This window comes from Pseudomonas siliginis, assembly GCF_019145195.1.
In the GTDB taxonomy this organism is placed as follows: Bacteria; Pseudomonadota; Gammaproteobacteria; order Pseudomonadales; family Pseudomonadaceae; genus Aquipseudomonas; species Aquipseudomonas siliginis.
Window position 1 is genome coordinate 1 of the sequence record NZ_JAHSTW010000008.1, and the last position, 12391, is coordinate 12391.

At 59.5% G+C, this 12391-nt stretch carries 16 protein-coding genes; 10 read left to right on the top strand and 6 right to left on the bottom strand.

The window, feature by feature from the left end; translation table 11 throughout:
• Nucleotides 1-281: 281 nt before the first annotated feature.
• The gene (gene rhtA, locus KVG87_RS16400; protein ID WP_016770790.1) at nucleotides 282-1169 is read left to right on the top strand and encodes a threonine/homoserine exporter RhtA; all 888 of its coding nucleotides are present in this window, start codon (nucleotides 282-284) and stop codon (nucleotides 1167-1169) included.
• 169 nt (nucleotides 1170-1338) lie between these two features.
• Nucleotides 1339-1620, top strand: coding sequence for a hypothetical protein (locus tag KVG87_RS16405; protein ID WP_041478482.1), 282 nt, complete (start codon nucleotides 1339-1341; stop codon nucleotides 1618-1620).
• On the opposite strand, the gene KVG87_RS16410 is transcribed toward KVG87_RS16405, so the two are convergent.
• Nucleotides 1621-2190: a TetR/AcrR family transcriptional regulator gene (locus tag KVG87_RS16410; RefSeq protein ID WP_217851589.1), complete on the bottom strand. Its 570-nt coding sequence runs from the start codon at nucleotides 2188-2190 to the stop codon at nucleotides 1621-1623. It lies immediately after the preceding gene.
• 91 nt (nucleotides 2191-2281) lie between these two features.
• Here KVG87_RS16410 and KVG87_RS16415 point away from each other — a divergent pair, with 91 nt between their 5' ends.
• Both KVG87_RS16415 and KVG87_RS16420 read left to right on the top strand, forming a co-directional pair.
• Nucleotides 2282-3010 carry an SDR family oxidoreductase gene (locus tag KVG87_RS16415; RefSeq protein WP_217851592.1) on the top strand — a complete coding sequence of 243 codons (729 nt, stop codon included), beginning with the start codon at nucleotides 2282-2284 and terminating at the stop codon, nucleotides 3008-3010.
• 41 nt (nucleotides 3011-3051) lie between these two features.
• On the top strand, nucleotides 3052-3648 hold the full coding sequence (locus KVG87_RS16420; RefSeq protein ID WP_125917374.1) for a 2-hydroxychromene-2-carboxylate isomerase: 597 nt from the start codon (nucleotides 3052-3054) through the stop codon (nucleotides 3646-3648).
• A gap of 44 nt (nucleotides 3649-3692) precedes the next feature.
• On the opposite strand, the gene KVG87_RS16425 is transcribed toward KVG87_RS16420, so the two are convergent.
• The 5 genes from KVG87_RS16425 to KVG87_RS16445 form a co-directional block, all read right to left on the bottom strand.
• On the bottom strand, nucleotides 3693-5501 hold the full coding sequence (locus KVG87_RS16425) for an aminopeptidase P family protein (RefSeq protein ID WP_217851594.1): 1809 nt from the start codon (nucleotides 5499-5501) through the stop codon (nucleotides 3693-3695).
• Nucleotides 5502-5569: 68 nt separating this feature from the next.
• Entirely contained in the window at nucleotides 5570-6736 is a 1167-nt protein-coding gene (locus KVG87_RS16430; protein ID WP_217851596.1) for an aminotransferase class V-fold PLP-dependent enzyme, read from the bottom strand.
• Nucleotides 6737-6941: 205 nt separating this feature from the next.
• Nucleotides 6942-7556 (bottom strand): LysE family translocator, encoded by a 615-nt coding sequence (locus KVG87_RS16435; protein WP_076563682.1) that lies wholly within the window; start codon nucleotides 7554-7556, stop codon nucleotides 6942-6944.
• 101 nt (nucleotides 7557-7657) lie between these two features.
• Complete coding sequence (locus tag KVG87_RS16440) at nucleotides 7658-7927, bottom strand: hypothetical protein (RefSeq protein ID WP_217851598.1); 270 nt, start codon at nucleotides 7925-7927, stop codon at nucleotides 7658-7660.
• A gap of 101 nt (nucleotides 7928-8028) precedes the next feature.
• Nucleotides 8029-8391 (bottom strand): antibiotic biosynthesis monooxygenase, encoded by a 363-nt coding sequence (locus KVG87_RS16445; RefSeq protein WP_016770724.1) that lies wholly within the window; start codon nucleotides 8389-8391, stop codon nucleotides 8029-8031.
• Nucleotides 8392-8484: 93 nt separating this feature from the next.
• On the opposite strand from KVG87_RS16445, the gene soxR reads away from it, so the two are divergent.
• The 6 genes from soxR (at nucleotide 8485) to KVG87_RS16475 (ending at nucleotide 12368) form a co-directional block, all read left to right on the top strand.
• Entirely contained in the window at nucleotides 8485-8937 is a 453-nt protein-coding gene (soxR, locus tag KVG87_RS16450; RefSeq protein ID WP_056788635.1) for a redox-sensitive transcriptional activator SoxR, read from the top strand.
• 111 nt (nucleotides 8938-9048) lie between these two features.
• The gene (locus tag KVG87_RS16455) at nucleotides 9049-9507 is read left to right on the top strand and encodes a VOC family protein (protein ID WP_217851600.1); all 459 of its coding nucleotides are present in this window, start codon (nucleotides 9049-9051) and stop codon (nucleotides 9505-9507) included.
• Nucleotides 9508-9722: 215 nt separating this feature from the next.
• A complete protein-coding gene (locus tag KVG87_RS16460; protein ID WP_016770800.1) occupies nucleotides 9723-10922 on the top strand; it encodes a PepSY-associated TM helix domain-containing protein in 1200 nt (399 codons plus the stop codon).
• The gene (locus KVG87_RS16465) at nucleotides 10919-11461 is read left to right on the top strand and encodes a PA2404 family protein (protein ID WP_016770801.1); all 543 of its coding nucleotides are present in this window, start codon (nucleotides 10919-10921) and stop codon (nucleotides 11459-11461) included. The genes KVG87_RS16460 and KVG87_RS16465 overlap by 4 nt, the downstream gene beginning before the upstream one ends.
• Nucleotides 11458-11796 (top strand): hypothetical protein, encoded by a 339-nt coding sequence (locus KVG87_RS16470; protein WP_016770802.1) that lies wholly within the window; start codon nucleotides 11458-11460, stop codon nucleotides 11794-11796. Before KVG87_RS16465 ends, KVG87_RS16470 begins: the two co-directional genes overlap by 4 nt.
• Nucleotides 11793-12368 (top strand): DUF6162 family protein, encoded by a 576-nt coding sequence (locus KVG87_RS16475; protein ID WP_217851603.1) that lies wholly within the window; start codon nucleotides 11793-11795, stop codon nucleotides 12366-12368. The genes KVG87_RS16470 and KVG87_RS16475 overlap by 4 nt, the downstream gene beginning before the upstream one ends.
• Nucleotides 12369-12391: the final 23 nt, after the last annotated feature.

Sequence of the window (12391 nt, forward strand, 5' to 3'; positions counted from 1 at the left end):
GCACATCACTGCTCTTTCAACTCCTTCCAGGCTTCGATGATCTGAAGCAAGCCGCTGTCGAAAACTGCCTAACTCTTTGAATCTCAAGGAGTTTTCCGTTTCGACTGCGCCGGAAGTGGGGCGAATTATAGACCTCTGGAATCTGCCGTCAACCGTTAATTTCGCTTTTCTTTCAAATCAGCAAAAACGCTTTCTATATATAGACGCGACCCCATCCAATGCGCAGTATATTGCCCACTACCACAACAATACTGTGTTTTTGCCTTGGATGCTGCCGCGCAATGAATGATCAACCTCGCTCCCTTGCTTCCACATTGTTTCCGGTTTGCCTGCTCATGATAGCCATGGCGTCCATCCAGTCGGGCGCTTCTCTGGCCAAAAGCATGTTCCCCATTATCGGCGCACAAGGAACAACCACTCTTCGATTGATCTTTGCCAGCGTGATCATGCTGCTGATACTGCGCCCATGGCGTGCAAAGCTGACCGCCAAGTCTCTTCGTACCGTGATCGTCTACGGGATGGCATTGGGCGGAATGAACTTCCTCTTCTATATGTCGCTGCGCACAGTGCCGCTAGGCATCGCCGTTGCGCTGGAATTCACCGGCCCTCTGGCTGTAGCTATATATGCCTCTCGCCGCGCCATAGATTTTGTATGGATTGCGCTTGCTGCGGCCGGCTTGCTTCTATTGATACCCACCGGCGCTACCACTGCCGGTATTGACCTGGTCGGAGCGGGCTATGCGTTGGGCGCCGGGGTCTGCTGGGCGCTGTACATTCTGTTCGGGCAGAAGGCCGGCGCCGACAACGGAGTGACGACGGCAGCACTCGGCGTGATGATCGCCGCGCTGTTCGTGGCGCCGATCGGAATCGTTCATGCAGGCGCTGCGCTGCTTACACCATCACTGATACCGATTGCTATCGGAGTCGCCATTCTGTCCACCGCCCTGCCCTATACCCTGGAGATGGTCGCCCTGACCCGTATGCCCGCGCGCACCTTCGGCACGCTCATGAGTATCGAACCGGCCTTCGGAGCACTATCAGGTCTGCTTTTTCTCCAGGAATACCTTTCATTGTCACAATGGCTGGCCATCCTGTGCATTATTCTGGCGTCAGTGGGCGCAACCATGACCATGGGCAGTGGAGCAAAGCCTGCTGTCGCTGCCGACTGAAGCGTAATAGAAAGTGGGGTCTGGTAATTGGCGCTCATTTAGGCCATGTTTAGCTGCGTAACCCATCGCCAGGCATGGATTTTTTCGCAAAGGACGGCACAACGCTGCAAACGCGAGCGAATACAGGCAGACCCGAGCACCAGACTCGCGGCCGCTATTAAGGATGGTAATGAAACGAATTTTGCTAATGATCGCCCTGCTGGCGATCGCGAGTTGCGCGGCGACTTCGGAAACCCAGGTCAAACGCGGCAAGAAGGGACTGCACATCAACTGTTCCGGTCTTTCATCCTCATGGGACAAGTGCTACACCAGCGCAGCCAACTCCTGCGCTCCCAAGGGCTACAAGGTAATCGCCAAATCCGGGGATGCCGTCGAGGAACCTGGCGATTATCCGTTCGGCCTGAACCCCGCCGGTTATACCAGCCGCAGCATGATCGTCATCTGCAAATAACTACTCGGCTCGTGGCAAAGCGAGCTGACGAGTGATTTGCTCATGACTCGAGCGCAACACCGTACGCTGCACGTCCGGTGTTGCCAGCATTCGCGCGACCACCAACGCCCCCACACATTGCGACAGCACCGACCAGGCCAGACTCTCGCTTTCCAGTATCTCAGCCCAGCCCTGCTGAAGGCGGCAGATCCATTCTTCAGCCTGCTCACGCACCTGTACATCGGCACGGGCAATCTCCGCGCCCAATGTCGGCAGCGCGCAACCGGCCTCGGGTTGCTCGACGTGGGCCATGCTCAGGTACTGCTTCAGACAACGCTCCAGCCGCTGCCGATCTGCACCGCCCTGGCCACCAAGGCGCTCAAGACTTTCACTCAACTCTCGCTCGACGATGGCAGCGAACAACGCATCCTTGGATGAAAAGTGGCTGTAGAACGCGGCGCCACTCAAACCGATGGCTTTCATCAGGCCATCCACGCCCACCGTGGAAAACCCCGATTTCTTTGCCGACAGCGCGCTGCTTTGCAGCAATCGTTCGCGGGTTTCCGATTTGTGTCCGGCCGAATAACGCATGTCCTCTCCTGAAATAGCTCGCCTTGACGCTGCCCGAATCCTAGCATAACGTTCGTTAACTAAACGATCGTTAACCAAAAAGGGTTCACCCATGAATAACAAGAAGGTCGTGTTGATTGTCGGGGCCGGCGATGCCACCGGCGGGGCCATTGCCAAACGCTTTGCCAGTGAGGGTTTTATTGCCTGCGTAACCCGGCGCAGCGCCGACAAACTGCAGCCTCTGGTTGACGCAATCATCGCTGAGGGCGGTGAGGCCCATGGTTTTGCCTGCGATGCGCGCAAGGAAGATGACGTCATCGCCTTGATCGAAGACATCGAAACCCGCGTCGGCCCGATTGACGCCTTTGTCTTCAACATCGGCGCCAACGTGCCTTGCAGCATTCTCGAAGAAACTGCGCGCAAATATTTCAAGATCTGGGAGATGGCCTGCTTCTCCGGTTTTCTCAATGCCCGTGAAGTGGCCAAGCGCATGGTCACTCGGCAGCGCGGCACGATTCTGTTCACTGGTGCCACGGCCGGGCTGCGCGGTGCTTCTGGATTTGCCGCTTTCGCCGGAGCCAAACACGGCATCCGCGCACTGGCGCAAAGCATGGCGAGAGAGTTGGGACCGATGAACATTCATGTCGCCCACGTAGTGGTTGATGGTGCGATCGACACCGACTTCATCCGCAGCAGCTTTCCCGAAAAATACGCGACCAAGGATCAGGACGGCATTCTCGATCCAGAGCACATCGCCGAAAACTATTGGTATCTGCACAGTCAGCCACGGGATGCCTGGACCTTCGAGCTGGACCTGCGCCCATGGAACGAACGCTGGTAAGCCCTCCCCCCTCATTACAACAATAAGAGAGCGATTTGATCATGACGAAAACCGTGGAATTCTATTTCGACCTCGGCAGCCCGACCACCTATCTGGCGCACACCCAGCTAGCGAAAATCTGCGCCGATACCCAGAGCGAACTGATCTACATCCCGATGCTATTGGGTGGCGTGTTCAAAGCCACCGGCAACGCTTCGCCGGCAATGATTCCGGCCAAGGGCCGCTACATGTTTCAGGACCTCGATCGCTTCGCCAAACGCTACGGCGTACAGCTCAGATTCAATCCGCACTTTCCAATCAACACGCTGATATTAATGCGTGCCGTCACTGGCATGCAGATGCGCCAGCCGCAGCGTTTCGCCGAGTTCGTCGATTGCCTGTTCAAGGCGCTTTGGGTAGAAGGCCGTAACCTCAACGATCCGCAAACCGTTGCCGCCGTGCTGACTGAAAACGGCTTCGCCCCCCAAGAGATAATGGCGCTGACCAACGATGAATCAGTAAAAGCCGCACTCAAGGAAAACACCGAAGCCGCCATCAAGCGCGGCGTTTTCGGTGCCCCCAGCATGTTCATTGGCGATCAGTTGTTCTTCGGTCAGGATCGACTCGACTTCGTGGAAGAGGCATTGCGCCAGGATTGAAGCCGAGCCCTAAGGCACCGCGAGCGGTGCCTTGGGTAAATCGATCAAATGGCCACAGTGCGCTCGTTCAGCCAGCTCAGCGCCGCACCATCCAGCAATGGACTCAGTCGCTCACGCACTTCACTGTGATAAGCATTGAGCCACTGCTTTTCTTCCTGAGTCAGCAGGTCAGCAATCAGGCAGCGGGTATCGATCGGGCACAGCGTCAGGGTTTCGAACTTGAGGAAGTCGCCGAATTCGCTGCTGCCGGCCTCACGGTTCATCGCCAGGTTTTCGATGCGCACACCCCAGCGACCCGGACGATAGGTGCCGGGCTCGATCGAGGTGATCATCCCCGGCTGCATTGCCGTTTGTGGCGCCGGTGCCGCCTGATAGGCAATTACCTGCGGACCTTCGTGAACGTTGAGGAAATAGCCCACGCCATGACCTGTGCCGTGACCGTAGTCGACGTTGTCAGCCCAGATCGGCGCACGAGCGATGGCGTCGAGCAGCGGCGACAGAATGCCTTTCGGAAATCGTGCCCGCGAAAGCGCAATCACGCCTTTCAACACGCGCGTGCAATCCTGTTTCTGCTCCTGGGTCGGCGTACCCACCGGGACCATGCGCGTGATGTCTGTGGTACCTCCGAGGTATTGACCACCGGAATCGATGAGCAACAGACCATCACCCTCGATCAACGCATGCTCCTCTTCAGTAGCGTGATAGTGCGGCATCGCACCATTGGCGTTGAACGCGGCAATAGTGTTGAAGCTCAGCGAAACGTAATCGGGACGCCGCTCACGGGCAGCGGTAAGTTTCTCGTCGATGGTCAGTTCGGTGATGCGCTCGCGCCCCCACGCTGACTCCAGCCAGGCAAAGAATTCGCACAACGCCGCGCCATCCTGCTCCATGGCTTCACGGATGTGCTGCGCGTCGGCTTCGCTTTTCTGCGACTTGGCCAGCGTGGTCGGGTTGAGGCCTTCGACCAGTTTCACGCCACTGTCCAGGTTATCCAGCAACCCCGTGGTCACTCGCGCCGGATCGACCAGCAGGCTCGCGCCACTCGGCACAGACCGCAACGCATCGGCCACTTCGCTGTAGTCACGCAGCGTTACGCCATCCTGCTCCAGTACGGCGCGCAGATCGGCATCGACCTTGCTCAGCGCCACGAACAGCGTGGCCTGTTGCTGATTGATCAAGGCGAACGAAACAAACACCGGATTGAACGAAACATCACCGCCACGCAGGTTGAACAGCCAAGCGATGTCGTCGAGGGTGGCGATGAAATGCCAATCGGCGCCACGCTCTTGCAAGGCTTCGCGCAATTTCGCCAGTTTCTCGCCACGGCTGATAGTCGCTTGCGGCGGCAGATGCTGATAGATCGGCGCGTTCGGCAGGCTCGGGCGATCACGCCAGACTTCCTGCAACAGGTCGAAATCGGTGCGCAGGCGAGCACCGCGTGCCTCGAGCTTGCTGCTCAGTGTGCGCGCCGAAGCCACCGCCATTACCGCACCATCGACCGCAACCACGCCGCCCTCGGGGGTTTGCTCGGCCAGCCAGTCCAGCGGGCTCGGTTGCCCCGGTTGCAGCTTGACCAGTTCGATGCCGCTGCCGTTGAGCTCTTTCGTCGCCTGTTCCCAGTAACGACTGTCGGCCCACACGCCGGCGAAATCCGCAGTGACGATCAGCGTACCGACCGAACCGTGGAAACCCGACAGCCATTGCCGGCCCTGCCAGTAACCCGGCAGGTATTCCGAAAGATGCGGGTCGGCGGACGGCACCAGCAGCGCATGGATGCCTTCGCGGCGCATCAGTTCACGGGTATGCGCCAGGCGCTGAGGCACCGATCCTTCGGTCAAGGTGTGGGAACTCATCATGTCTCCTGCTAATCGCGTCATCGTTATTGTTCGTAGCCTTCGCGGCCATGGAAAGCGTCGGCTGTTTAAAGCCCCGTCGCCCAGAATGCCGGAGCACTGGCGCAGGCGGTTGTGATCAGGTCAACGGCCTTGTCGACATCCTCGACGGTGGTAAACCGCCCGAGGCTCAAGCGAATGGTGCGCCCCGCCAGCCGCGCATCATGCCCGAGCGCGAGCAGCACGTGGGACGGCGCATTACTTGCGGAATTACACGCCGACGTCGCGGAAAACGCGATCGAATGGCTCAATGCGGCGCTGTTGAACTCGCCCTCGCTGAAGGTCAGGCTCAGGGTGTGCGGAATACGTTGCGAGGCACTGCCATTGAGGCGCACGCCGGGCAACTTCAAAAGCTGTTCGAGCAAGCGTTCGCGCAAAGCGATGATGGATTTTTTCTCTTCATCGAATGCGTCGGCGGCCAAAGCGAAAGCAGCGCCCATCCCGGCAATCTGATGAGTCGCCAGGGTTCCGGAGCGCAGGCCACCTTCATGACCGCCGCCGTGGATCTGTGCCTGCAAGCGTTGCTGCGCCTGCGGGCCGACATACAAGGCGCCGATGCCCTTGGGGCCGTAGAGTTTGTGTGCGGAAAACGACATCAGATCCACCGGCCAGCGGCTCAGGTCGATCGCGACTTTGCCCGCGCCTTGCGCCGCATCCACATGAAACAACGCCTGCCGAGTGCGCACCACTTCGCCAATCGCCTCGACATCGTTGACCGTGCCCAACTCATTGTTGACCAGCATCAGCGAGACCAGAAAGGTGTCGTCACGCATCGCTTCGCTGACCGCTTGCGGCGTGATCAAGCCTTCCGCGTCCGGCACCAGATAGGTCACGGCAATGCCCGAATCCTGCAATTGCCGCGCGGTGTCGAGAATGGCCTTGTGTTCGATCTGACTGGTAATGATATGGCCGCCGGGAATGCCACGGGCCTGAGCGACGCCTTTGAGGGCGAGGTTGTTGGATTCGGTGGCCCCGGAGGTCCAGACAATCTGCTCAGGCTGCGCGCCGACCAGATCGGCAACTTGCCGACGTGCCTGCTCGACCGTCTGCCGGGCCTGCTGGCCGAAAGCGTGGGAGCTGGACGCCGGGTTACCGAAGTTACCGTGAAAACCCAGACACTCGATCATCACCTGGATGACCCGCTCATCCACCGGGGTGGTGGCGGCGTAATCGAAATACAACGGACGTGTGTTCATAAAGGACTCGCAGAGCGTGTTCCGGGATCAGGAGGCTCGTGTCTGCAAACGACAATGCACAGCCTCGTGAGCTGTGCATGGGTTCGAGAGCGTCATCAATACCTGATCGGATGCCGTTAAAGAAGTAGGGCTTCATTTAAAAGTGCGTAGGAACGCTCCTGAAACCGAGCTTAACAGGCATCGGGCCGGCGATTGAAGCAATGCGTCAGTGAAAGCTTTCCAGAAGTAACGGATACAGCGAGATCACCAACAGCGCCGCCATGCCCCAATTGAACACGCGCAACCAGCGCGGATCTTTCAGCACATTGCGCAACAGCGTGCCGCACGCCGCCCACAGGCCGACACTGGGCAGATTGATGATGGCGAACACCGCCGCGATGATCACGACGTTATAGAAATAACCCTGCATCGGCGTGTACGTGCTGATGGCACCGATGGCCATGATCCATGCCTTGGGATTGACCCACTGGAACGCTGCGGCGCCCAGATAGCTGATTGGTTTAGCCTCGCCGTGGGCACTGTCGCCGACCGGGCCGGAGTGGGCGATCTTCCACGCCAGATACAACAAATACGCCGCGCCGACATATCGCAGCACCGTATACAGAATCGGATAGGCCTGAAACACCGCGCCAAGGCCGAAGCCCACCGCTACCACCAACAGGAAGAAGCCGCAGCTGATGCCGAGCATGTGCGGAATGGTGCGGTTGAAACCGAAATTCACTCCGGAAGCCAGCAACATGGTGTTGTTCGGCCCCGGTGTGATCGAGGTGACAAGGGCAAACAGGGCGAAGGCCAACAGCAGATCAAGTGAGAGGTTCATCGAGGCAGTCCATCCAGGGTCATTCAGCTGTTGACCCTATCCCACACGGCCCGGCAAACCCACGGACAGTTAGGGAAAACTTCAAGCAGTACAGTTTGCTTTCAGCTTTGACGACCGTGCAGCTGTATGGCACGTTCGGCACTCATCTCACCCTGTTGGTCGAAGCCAAAAGTCTTCTGCGGCTGACCGAGCAATTGGGCTTTTTTCGCGTGGTATTCGTCGAACGACAAGCCGCTGCGGTTCAGCGCTTCCAGCGCCAGTTCGCGGGATTCTTCAGCGGTGTAAGGGCGCAGCTCGGGCGAAACATGGCCGGCACAACCGGCGAGTACGGAAACAGCGAGCATCAGCGAAACAGTCAGTAAACGGTTCATGGGAGCGTCCTGGCGAGCAATGTGGGGTCGATGGAGAAAGGCTACGCCCGGGCACGCTCGCGCAGAAATCAACGCTCTCAATAGTGGCTATCAGCTTTGCGCTAATACTGGCTGACCGGCAAACGGCAGTGCAGCGCGTCGTCGTGGCTGCGGGCGATACTGCTGTGCACCTGGAACGAATTGAAGGTCACGGTTTTCGCCCGATGGGTGCGGATCAACTGCCAGAAATCCTCTTCGCCGCTTTCGAAACTGCGAAATGCCGCCTCCCCCGCTTCGCGACTTTGCCACTGCAAAAAACTCAGCACGCGGCGGCCGTCGTCGCTGGCCTGCACGCTGGCGCTGAGAAACCCGTCGTATCGCTGGGCCAGCCCCTCGGTCTGCGTCGCCAATGCCGAGACCAGCGCTGCTTGCTGGCGGGGTTCGATTTCGAATTCGATCAATTGGGTAAAGCTGCGATTGCTCATGGAAAGCCCCCACTCATGTTGAAGCGAGCCTTGCGACCCGAAGAGCTGCAGGGTAAAACCTCTAGTTAAGTCAAGGTCAAGAGTATTTTCCGCATGATCAGCAAGGACCAGGTGCACAAGCCTCTCACCGTGGGCGAGGTTGCTGCGCGCAGTGGCGTCGCAGTCACGGCGCTGCACTTTTATGAAGCCAAAGGTTTGATCAAGAGTGAACGCAATGCCGGCAACCAGCGCCGCTATCCGCGCGCCGTCCTGCGCCGGGTGGCGTTGATCAAAGTTGCGCAACGGCTGGGGATACCGCTGGCGGAAATCGGCGAAGCGCTGAAGATCCTGCCGCAGGATCGCGCGCCGTCGGCGGCGGACTGGAAAATGCTGTCTGAACAATGGCAGCGCGAGCTCGATGAACGGATCAGGCAACTTACGCTGATGCGCGATCAGCTCACCGGGTGCATCGGCTGCGGCTGTCTGTCCATGGAGGCGTGTCCGTTACGCAATAAAGGCGACATGCTCGGTGACCGAGGGCCAGGCCCGCACTTTCGCGATGAGTGATGACGCTGCTCGTCGGCGAACAATTTGCGCAGCAAGGACGGTTCTATAGTGATTGCTCCGGGTAAATCCGGTGTAACCACATCTGTTGAAAACAAAAACAGGGAGAACGTCATGAGCGTCAAACCCATTCCCGAGGGGTATCACAGCATTACCCCGTATCTCGGCATCCAACAGGCCGCCGAGGCCATCGAGTTCTACAAGAAAGCCTTCAACGCCAGCGAAGTCATGCGCCTGACCATGCCCGACGGCAACATCGGCCACGCCGAGCTGCGCATCGGCGACAGCGCGATCATGCTCGGCACGCCTTGCGATCAGGGGCCGCTGAGCAATCCGCAGCAGGCAGTGTCGATCGGCTTGCACCTGTATGTCACCGATGTCGACCAGTCCTTTCAACAAGCGCTGGATGCCGGCGCGCAAAGCGTCTCCGAGGTCAAAGACCAGTTTTACGGTGATCGCAGCGGCACGCTGAGAGATCCGTTGGGCCATCTGTGGTTTCTCGCCACGCACAAGGAGGATCTGAGCGAAGAGCAGATTCGCCAGCGGGCGATGGAGATGTTCAGCCAAGGCTGAGGGCTTTTTGCCTCGGATCGACCGGCAAAAATGCACTGCCGATGTAATTGCGAAACATTTACTTTCATATCCGCTTTCGGGATTTTCTTCGCTCATCCGTCTTATAGGAATGCAGGCCGTTCGCGTAGGCAAAAGCCACGAACGGCCTCCCGGGGGAGTTCCGTGCTGCGAAGCCCGTAGCCCGGCCCCTTCCACCGCAATCAAGACGCGCAATCATGTCGAAGAAATCCCGTTCCAAACTGTGGTTCCTGGTGCATAGCTGGCTGGCGTTGCCGATCTGGTTCTTTGTGCTGATCGTCTGTGTTACCGGCACGCTGGCGGTGGTCAGCCAGGAGATTGTCTGGCTGGCCAACCCGCAAATGCGCGCCAGTCAGCCGTCGGACGATGCGCCGCGACTGAGCTACGACCAGATTCTCGCCGCGATCAAACAGGCCGAGCCGCAAACCCTGGTGCAGAGCATCAATCGTCCGGACGAGTCGCACTTTGCCCTCGATGTCGAAGTCAGCTACCCCGACGGGCGCTCGTTGACGGTCTATGTCAATCCGTACACGGGGGTCATTCAGGGCACCGCGCCAGCCTTCGATTTCAAGGCCTTTACCCGCGCCCTGCATGGCTGGTGGCTGGTGCCGTTCACCAATGGCTATAGCTGGGGCTGGTATCTGGTGTCATTGCTCGGCGTGCCGATGCTGGTGTCGCTGATTACCGGGCTGGTGGTGTACAAGCGCTTCTGGAAAGGTTTTCTGCGCCCGACCCTGCGCGTACGCCATGGTGCGCGGATCTTCTGGGGCGACTTTCATCGCCTGTGCGGCATCTGGTCGATCTGGTTCATCGCGGTGATCTCGATCACCGGCATCTGGTTCCTGATCAAGGCGATCCTGTTCGATAACCAGATTTCCATTTCCAGCGAGCCGATCATCCCGGCGATGTCCCGCGAAAGTGTGCCGATCTCGGCCGCCGGCACCCCGCCGCCGCGCATCAGCCTGGACCGCGCCATCGAAATCGCCCAGCAGAAGATTCCGGGGCTGGAAGCCAGCTACGTCAACCTGCCGGGCAATGCCTACTCGCACATGAGCGTCAGCGGCCGTGGCTGGTATCCGCTGATGTATCAGACCGCGACTCTCAACCCGTACAACGGCGAAATGGCCTCCTCACGGTTGCTGTCCGATCGCTCCTCGCTGGAATTCGTCACCGAATCCATGCGCCCGCTGCACACCGGCGACTTCGGTGGAATCTGGATCAAGTTGATCTGGTTCTTCTTCGGCCTGTTGCTGAGCATGATGATCCTCAGCGGCCTGCTGATCTGGACCAAGCGCACCGCGTTGGCCACCGCCAATGCGCTGAAACGCGAGGACAAGAAAAACCGCGTCACCGCCCAACCGGCGCTGCGCCGTGAACCTTCGGAGGCGAGCCTGTGAACAAAGCCATCTCGGTCACACCGCCGTCGCGCCTGTCGCGTTTCTGGCACAAGTGGCGTTTCCACATCAATGTCCTGCTGTTGCTGATCCCGCTGGGCTTCATGCCGAAATACTTTGCCGATGCCTCGCTGTTTCGCGGCGACAGTGGCCTGGGCCAGCGTGAGATAGGCACCGTTCAGGTCGGCCCGTGGAGCCTGCGCCTGGCCGAACTGCGCGACGAGGCGCCGCACCTTAGCGGTCCGGCCGGCTATATGAAGGATTTCACTGCCGCCGTTTGTGATACCTGCGTCGAACAGGTCAAGGCCACTTACCTGCGCATCGGCAAACCGCGCAGTCTGCGCGCCGCTGGCACGATCTTCTTCGGCACCCCGTACCGCATGGGCACGCAAATGCCGATCCCGGCAAAGACCAAACCTGACGCCGAGCTGTGGATCACCATGGAAGGCTGGGACGGCAGCATGCACCAAGCCGCGATTCCCCTGAGCCAAGCCTCCCCCGCCACGGTTGCGTGGCTGAACAAACAAGGAGCCAAACCATGACTCGCTCACCCCTTCAGACCCGTTTGCTCGCCAGCGCTGCACTGCTGCTGAGCGCCGGTTTCAGCGCCAGCGCCCTGGCGCACAATCCGATGTGCGAATGCAAAGCCATCGATGCCGAACAGATCAAATGCACCGGCGGTTTCTCCGACGGCAGCGGCGCGCCGGGGGTGACCCTCGATGTGATCGGCTATGACGAAACCATTCTGGTGCCGGGCAAACTCGGTGACGACTCAACGCTGACGTTCAAGAAGCCCGGCAGCGAGTTCTATGTGCTGTTCGACGCCGGCCCCGGCCACGTTGTGGAAATCGACCAGGCGGATATCGAAGCCCCATGAGTAGCCCGACGACGCAAGTGGTACGCCCGGCCGGCGCCGGCCATGAAACCCTCAACGTGCTGCTGTTGTGCTTGCTGATCCTCGCGGTCGCCGGCTCGGTGGTGGCGTGGCGCGGGGTTTCCCATGAACCGGAGCCGGTCGCCAGCAACCAGTACGACGCCCGCCGCGATCTCAGCGCCGCTGAGCAAGGCATCTATGCCGACCTGCGCGTGACCCTCGACGAAATCCGTCTGCTGCGCGAAGAGCAACAAGCCCTGCCGACGCCACAGGTGCTGGCCGAAGAAGGTTTCGCGCCGTTCGCGCAGGACGCCAGTTCGGTCAGCCGTGGCGGTCACGCATGGCAGATGTTCGCCGATCGTGCCTATTTCGGTCGGAGTGCGACGCCTGATGTCGCCGGTTCGTTTTTGATGCGTGTCGGCACTGACGCCAACGCGGCGCCGGACATCTGGCTGAACCGCAGCGCCGACCTCGCGCCTGCGGAGGATCTGTCCGACGCGGCGCTGTCCGCCGCTGGCTGGAAACAGATCGTCGCGCAATTCGATGCCGGGGTTACCCGCGAACATCGCCATTGATTCCTCGCCTTTATCCGAGAGAA

Coding starts and splice junctions, on each gene's coding strand:
- KVG87_RS16460 (WP_016770800.1), top strand. CDS start 9,723: ATGTCGAAGAAATCCCGTTCCAAACTGTGGTTCCTGGTGCATAGCTGG.
- KVG87_RS16440 (WP_217851598.1), bottom strand. CDS start 7,927: ATGAACCGTTTACTGACTGTTTCGCTGATGCTCGCTGTTTCCGTACTC.
- KVG87_RS16415 (WP_217851592.1), top strand. CDS start 2,282: ATGAATAACAAGAAGGTCGTGTTGATTGTCGGGGCCGGCGATGCCACC.
- KVG87_RS16425 (WP_217851594.1), bottom strand. CDS start 5,501: ATGAGTTCCCACACCTTGACCGAAGGATCGGTGCCTCAGCGCCTGGCG.
- soxR (WP_056788635.1), top strand. CDS start 8,485: ATGATCAGCAAGGACCAGGTGCACAAGCCTCTCACCGTGGGCGAGGTT.
- KVG87_RS16405 (WP_041478482.1), top strand. CDS start 1,339: ATGAAACGAATTTTGCTAATGATCGCCCTGCTGGCGATCGCGAGTTGC.
- KVG87_RS16430 (WP_217851596.1), bottom strand. CDS start 6,736: ATGAACACACGTCCGTTGTATTTCGATTACGCCGCCACCACCCCGGTG.
- KVG87_RS16470 (WP_016770802.1), top strand. CDS start 11,458: ATGACTCGCTCACCCCTTCAGACCCGTTTGCTCGCCAGCGCTGCACTG.
- KVG87_RS16455 (WP_217851600.1), top strand. CDS start 9,049: ATGAGCGTCAAACCCATTCCCGAGGGGTATCACAGCATTACCCCGTAT.
- KVG87_RS16475 (WP_217851603.1), top strand. CDS start 11,793: ATGAGTAGCCCGACGACGCAAGTGGTACGCCCGGCCGGCGCCGGCCAT.
- KVG87_RS16410 (WP_217851589.1), bottom strand. CDS start 2,190: ATGCGTTATTCGGCCGGACACAAATCGGAAACCCGCGAACGATTGCTG.
- KVG87_RS16445 (WP_016770724.1), bottom strand. CDS start 8,391: ATGAGCAATCGCAGCTTTACCCAATTGATCGAATTCGAAATCGAACCC.
- KVG87_RS16435 (WP_076563682.1), bottom strand. CDS start 7,556: ATGAACCTCTCACTTGATCTGCTGTTGGCCTTCGCCCTGTTTGCCCTT.
- rhtA (WP_016770790.1), top strand. CDS start 282: ATGAATGATCAACCTCGCTCCCTTGCTTCCACATTGTTTCCGGTTTGC.
- KVG87_RS16420 (WP_125917374.1), top strand. CDS start 3,052: ATGACGAAAACCGTGGAATTCTATTTCGACCTCGGCAGCCCGACCACC.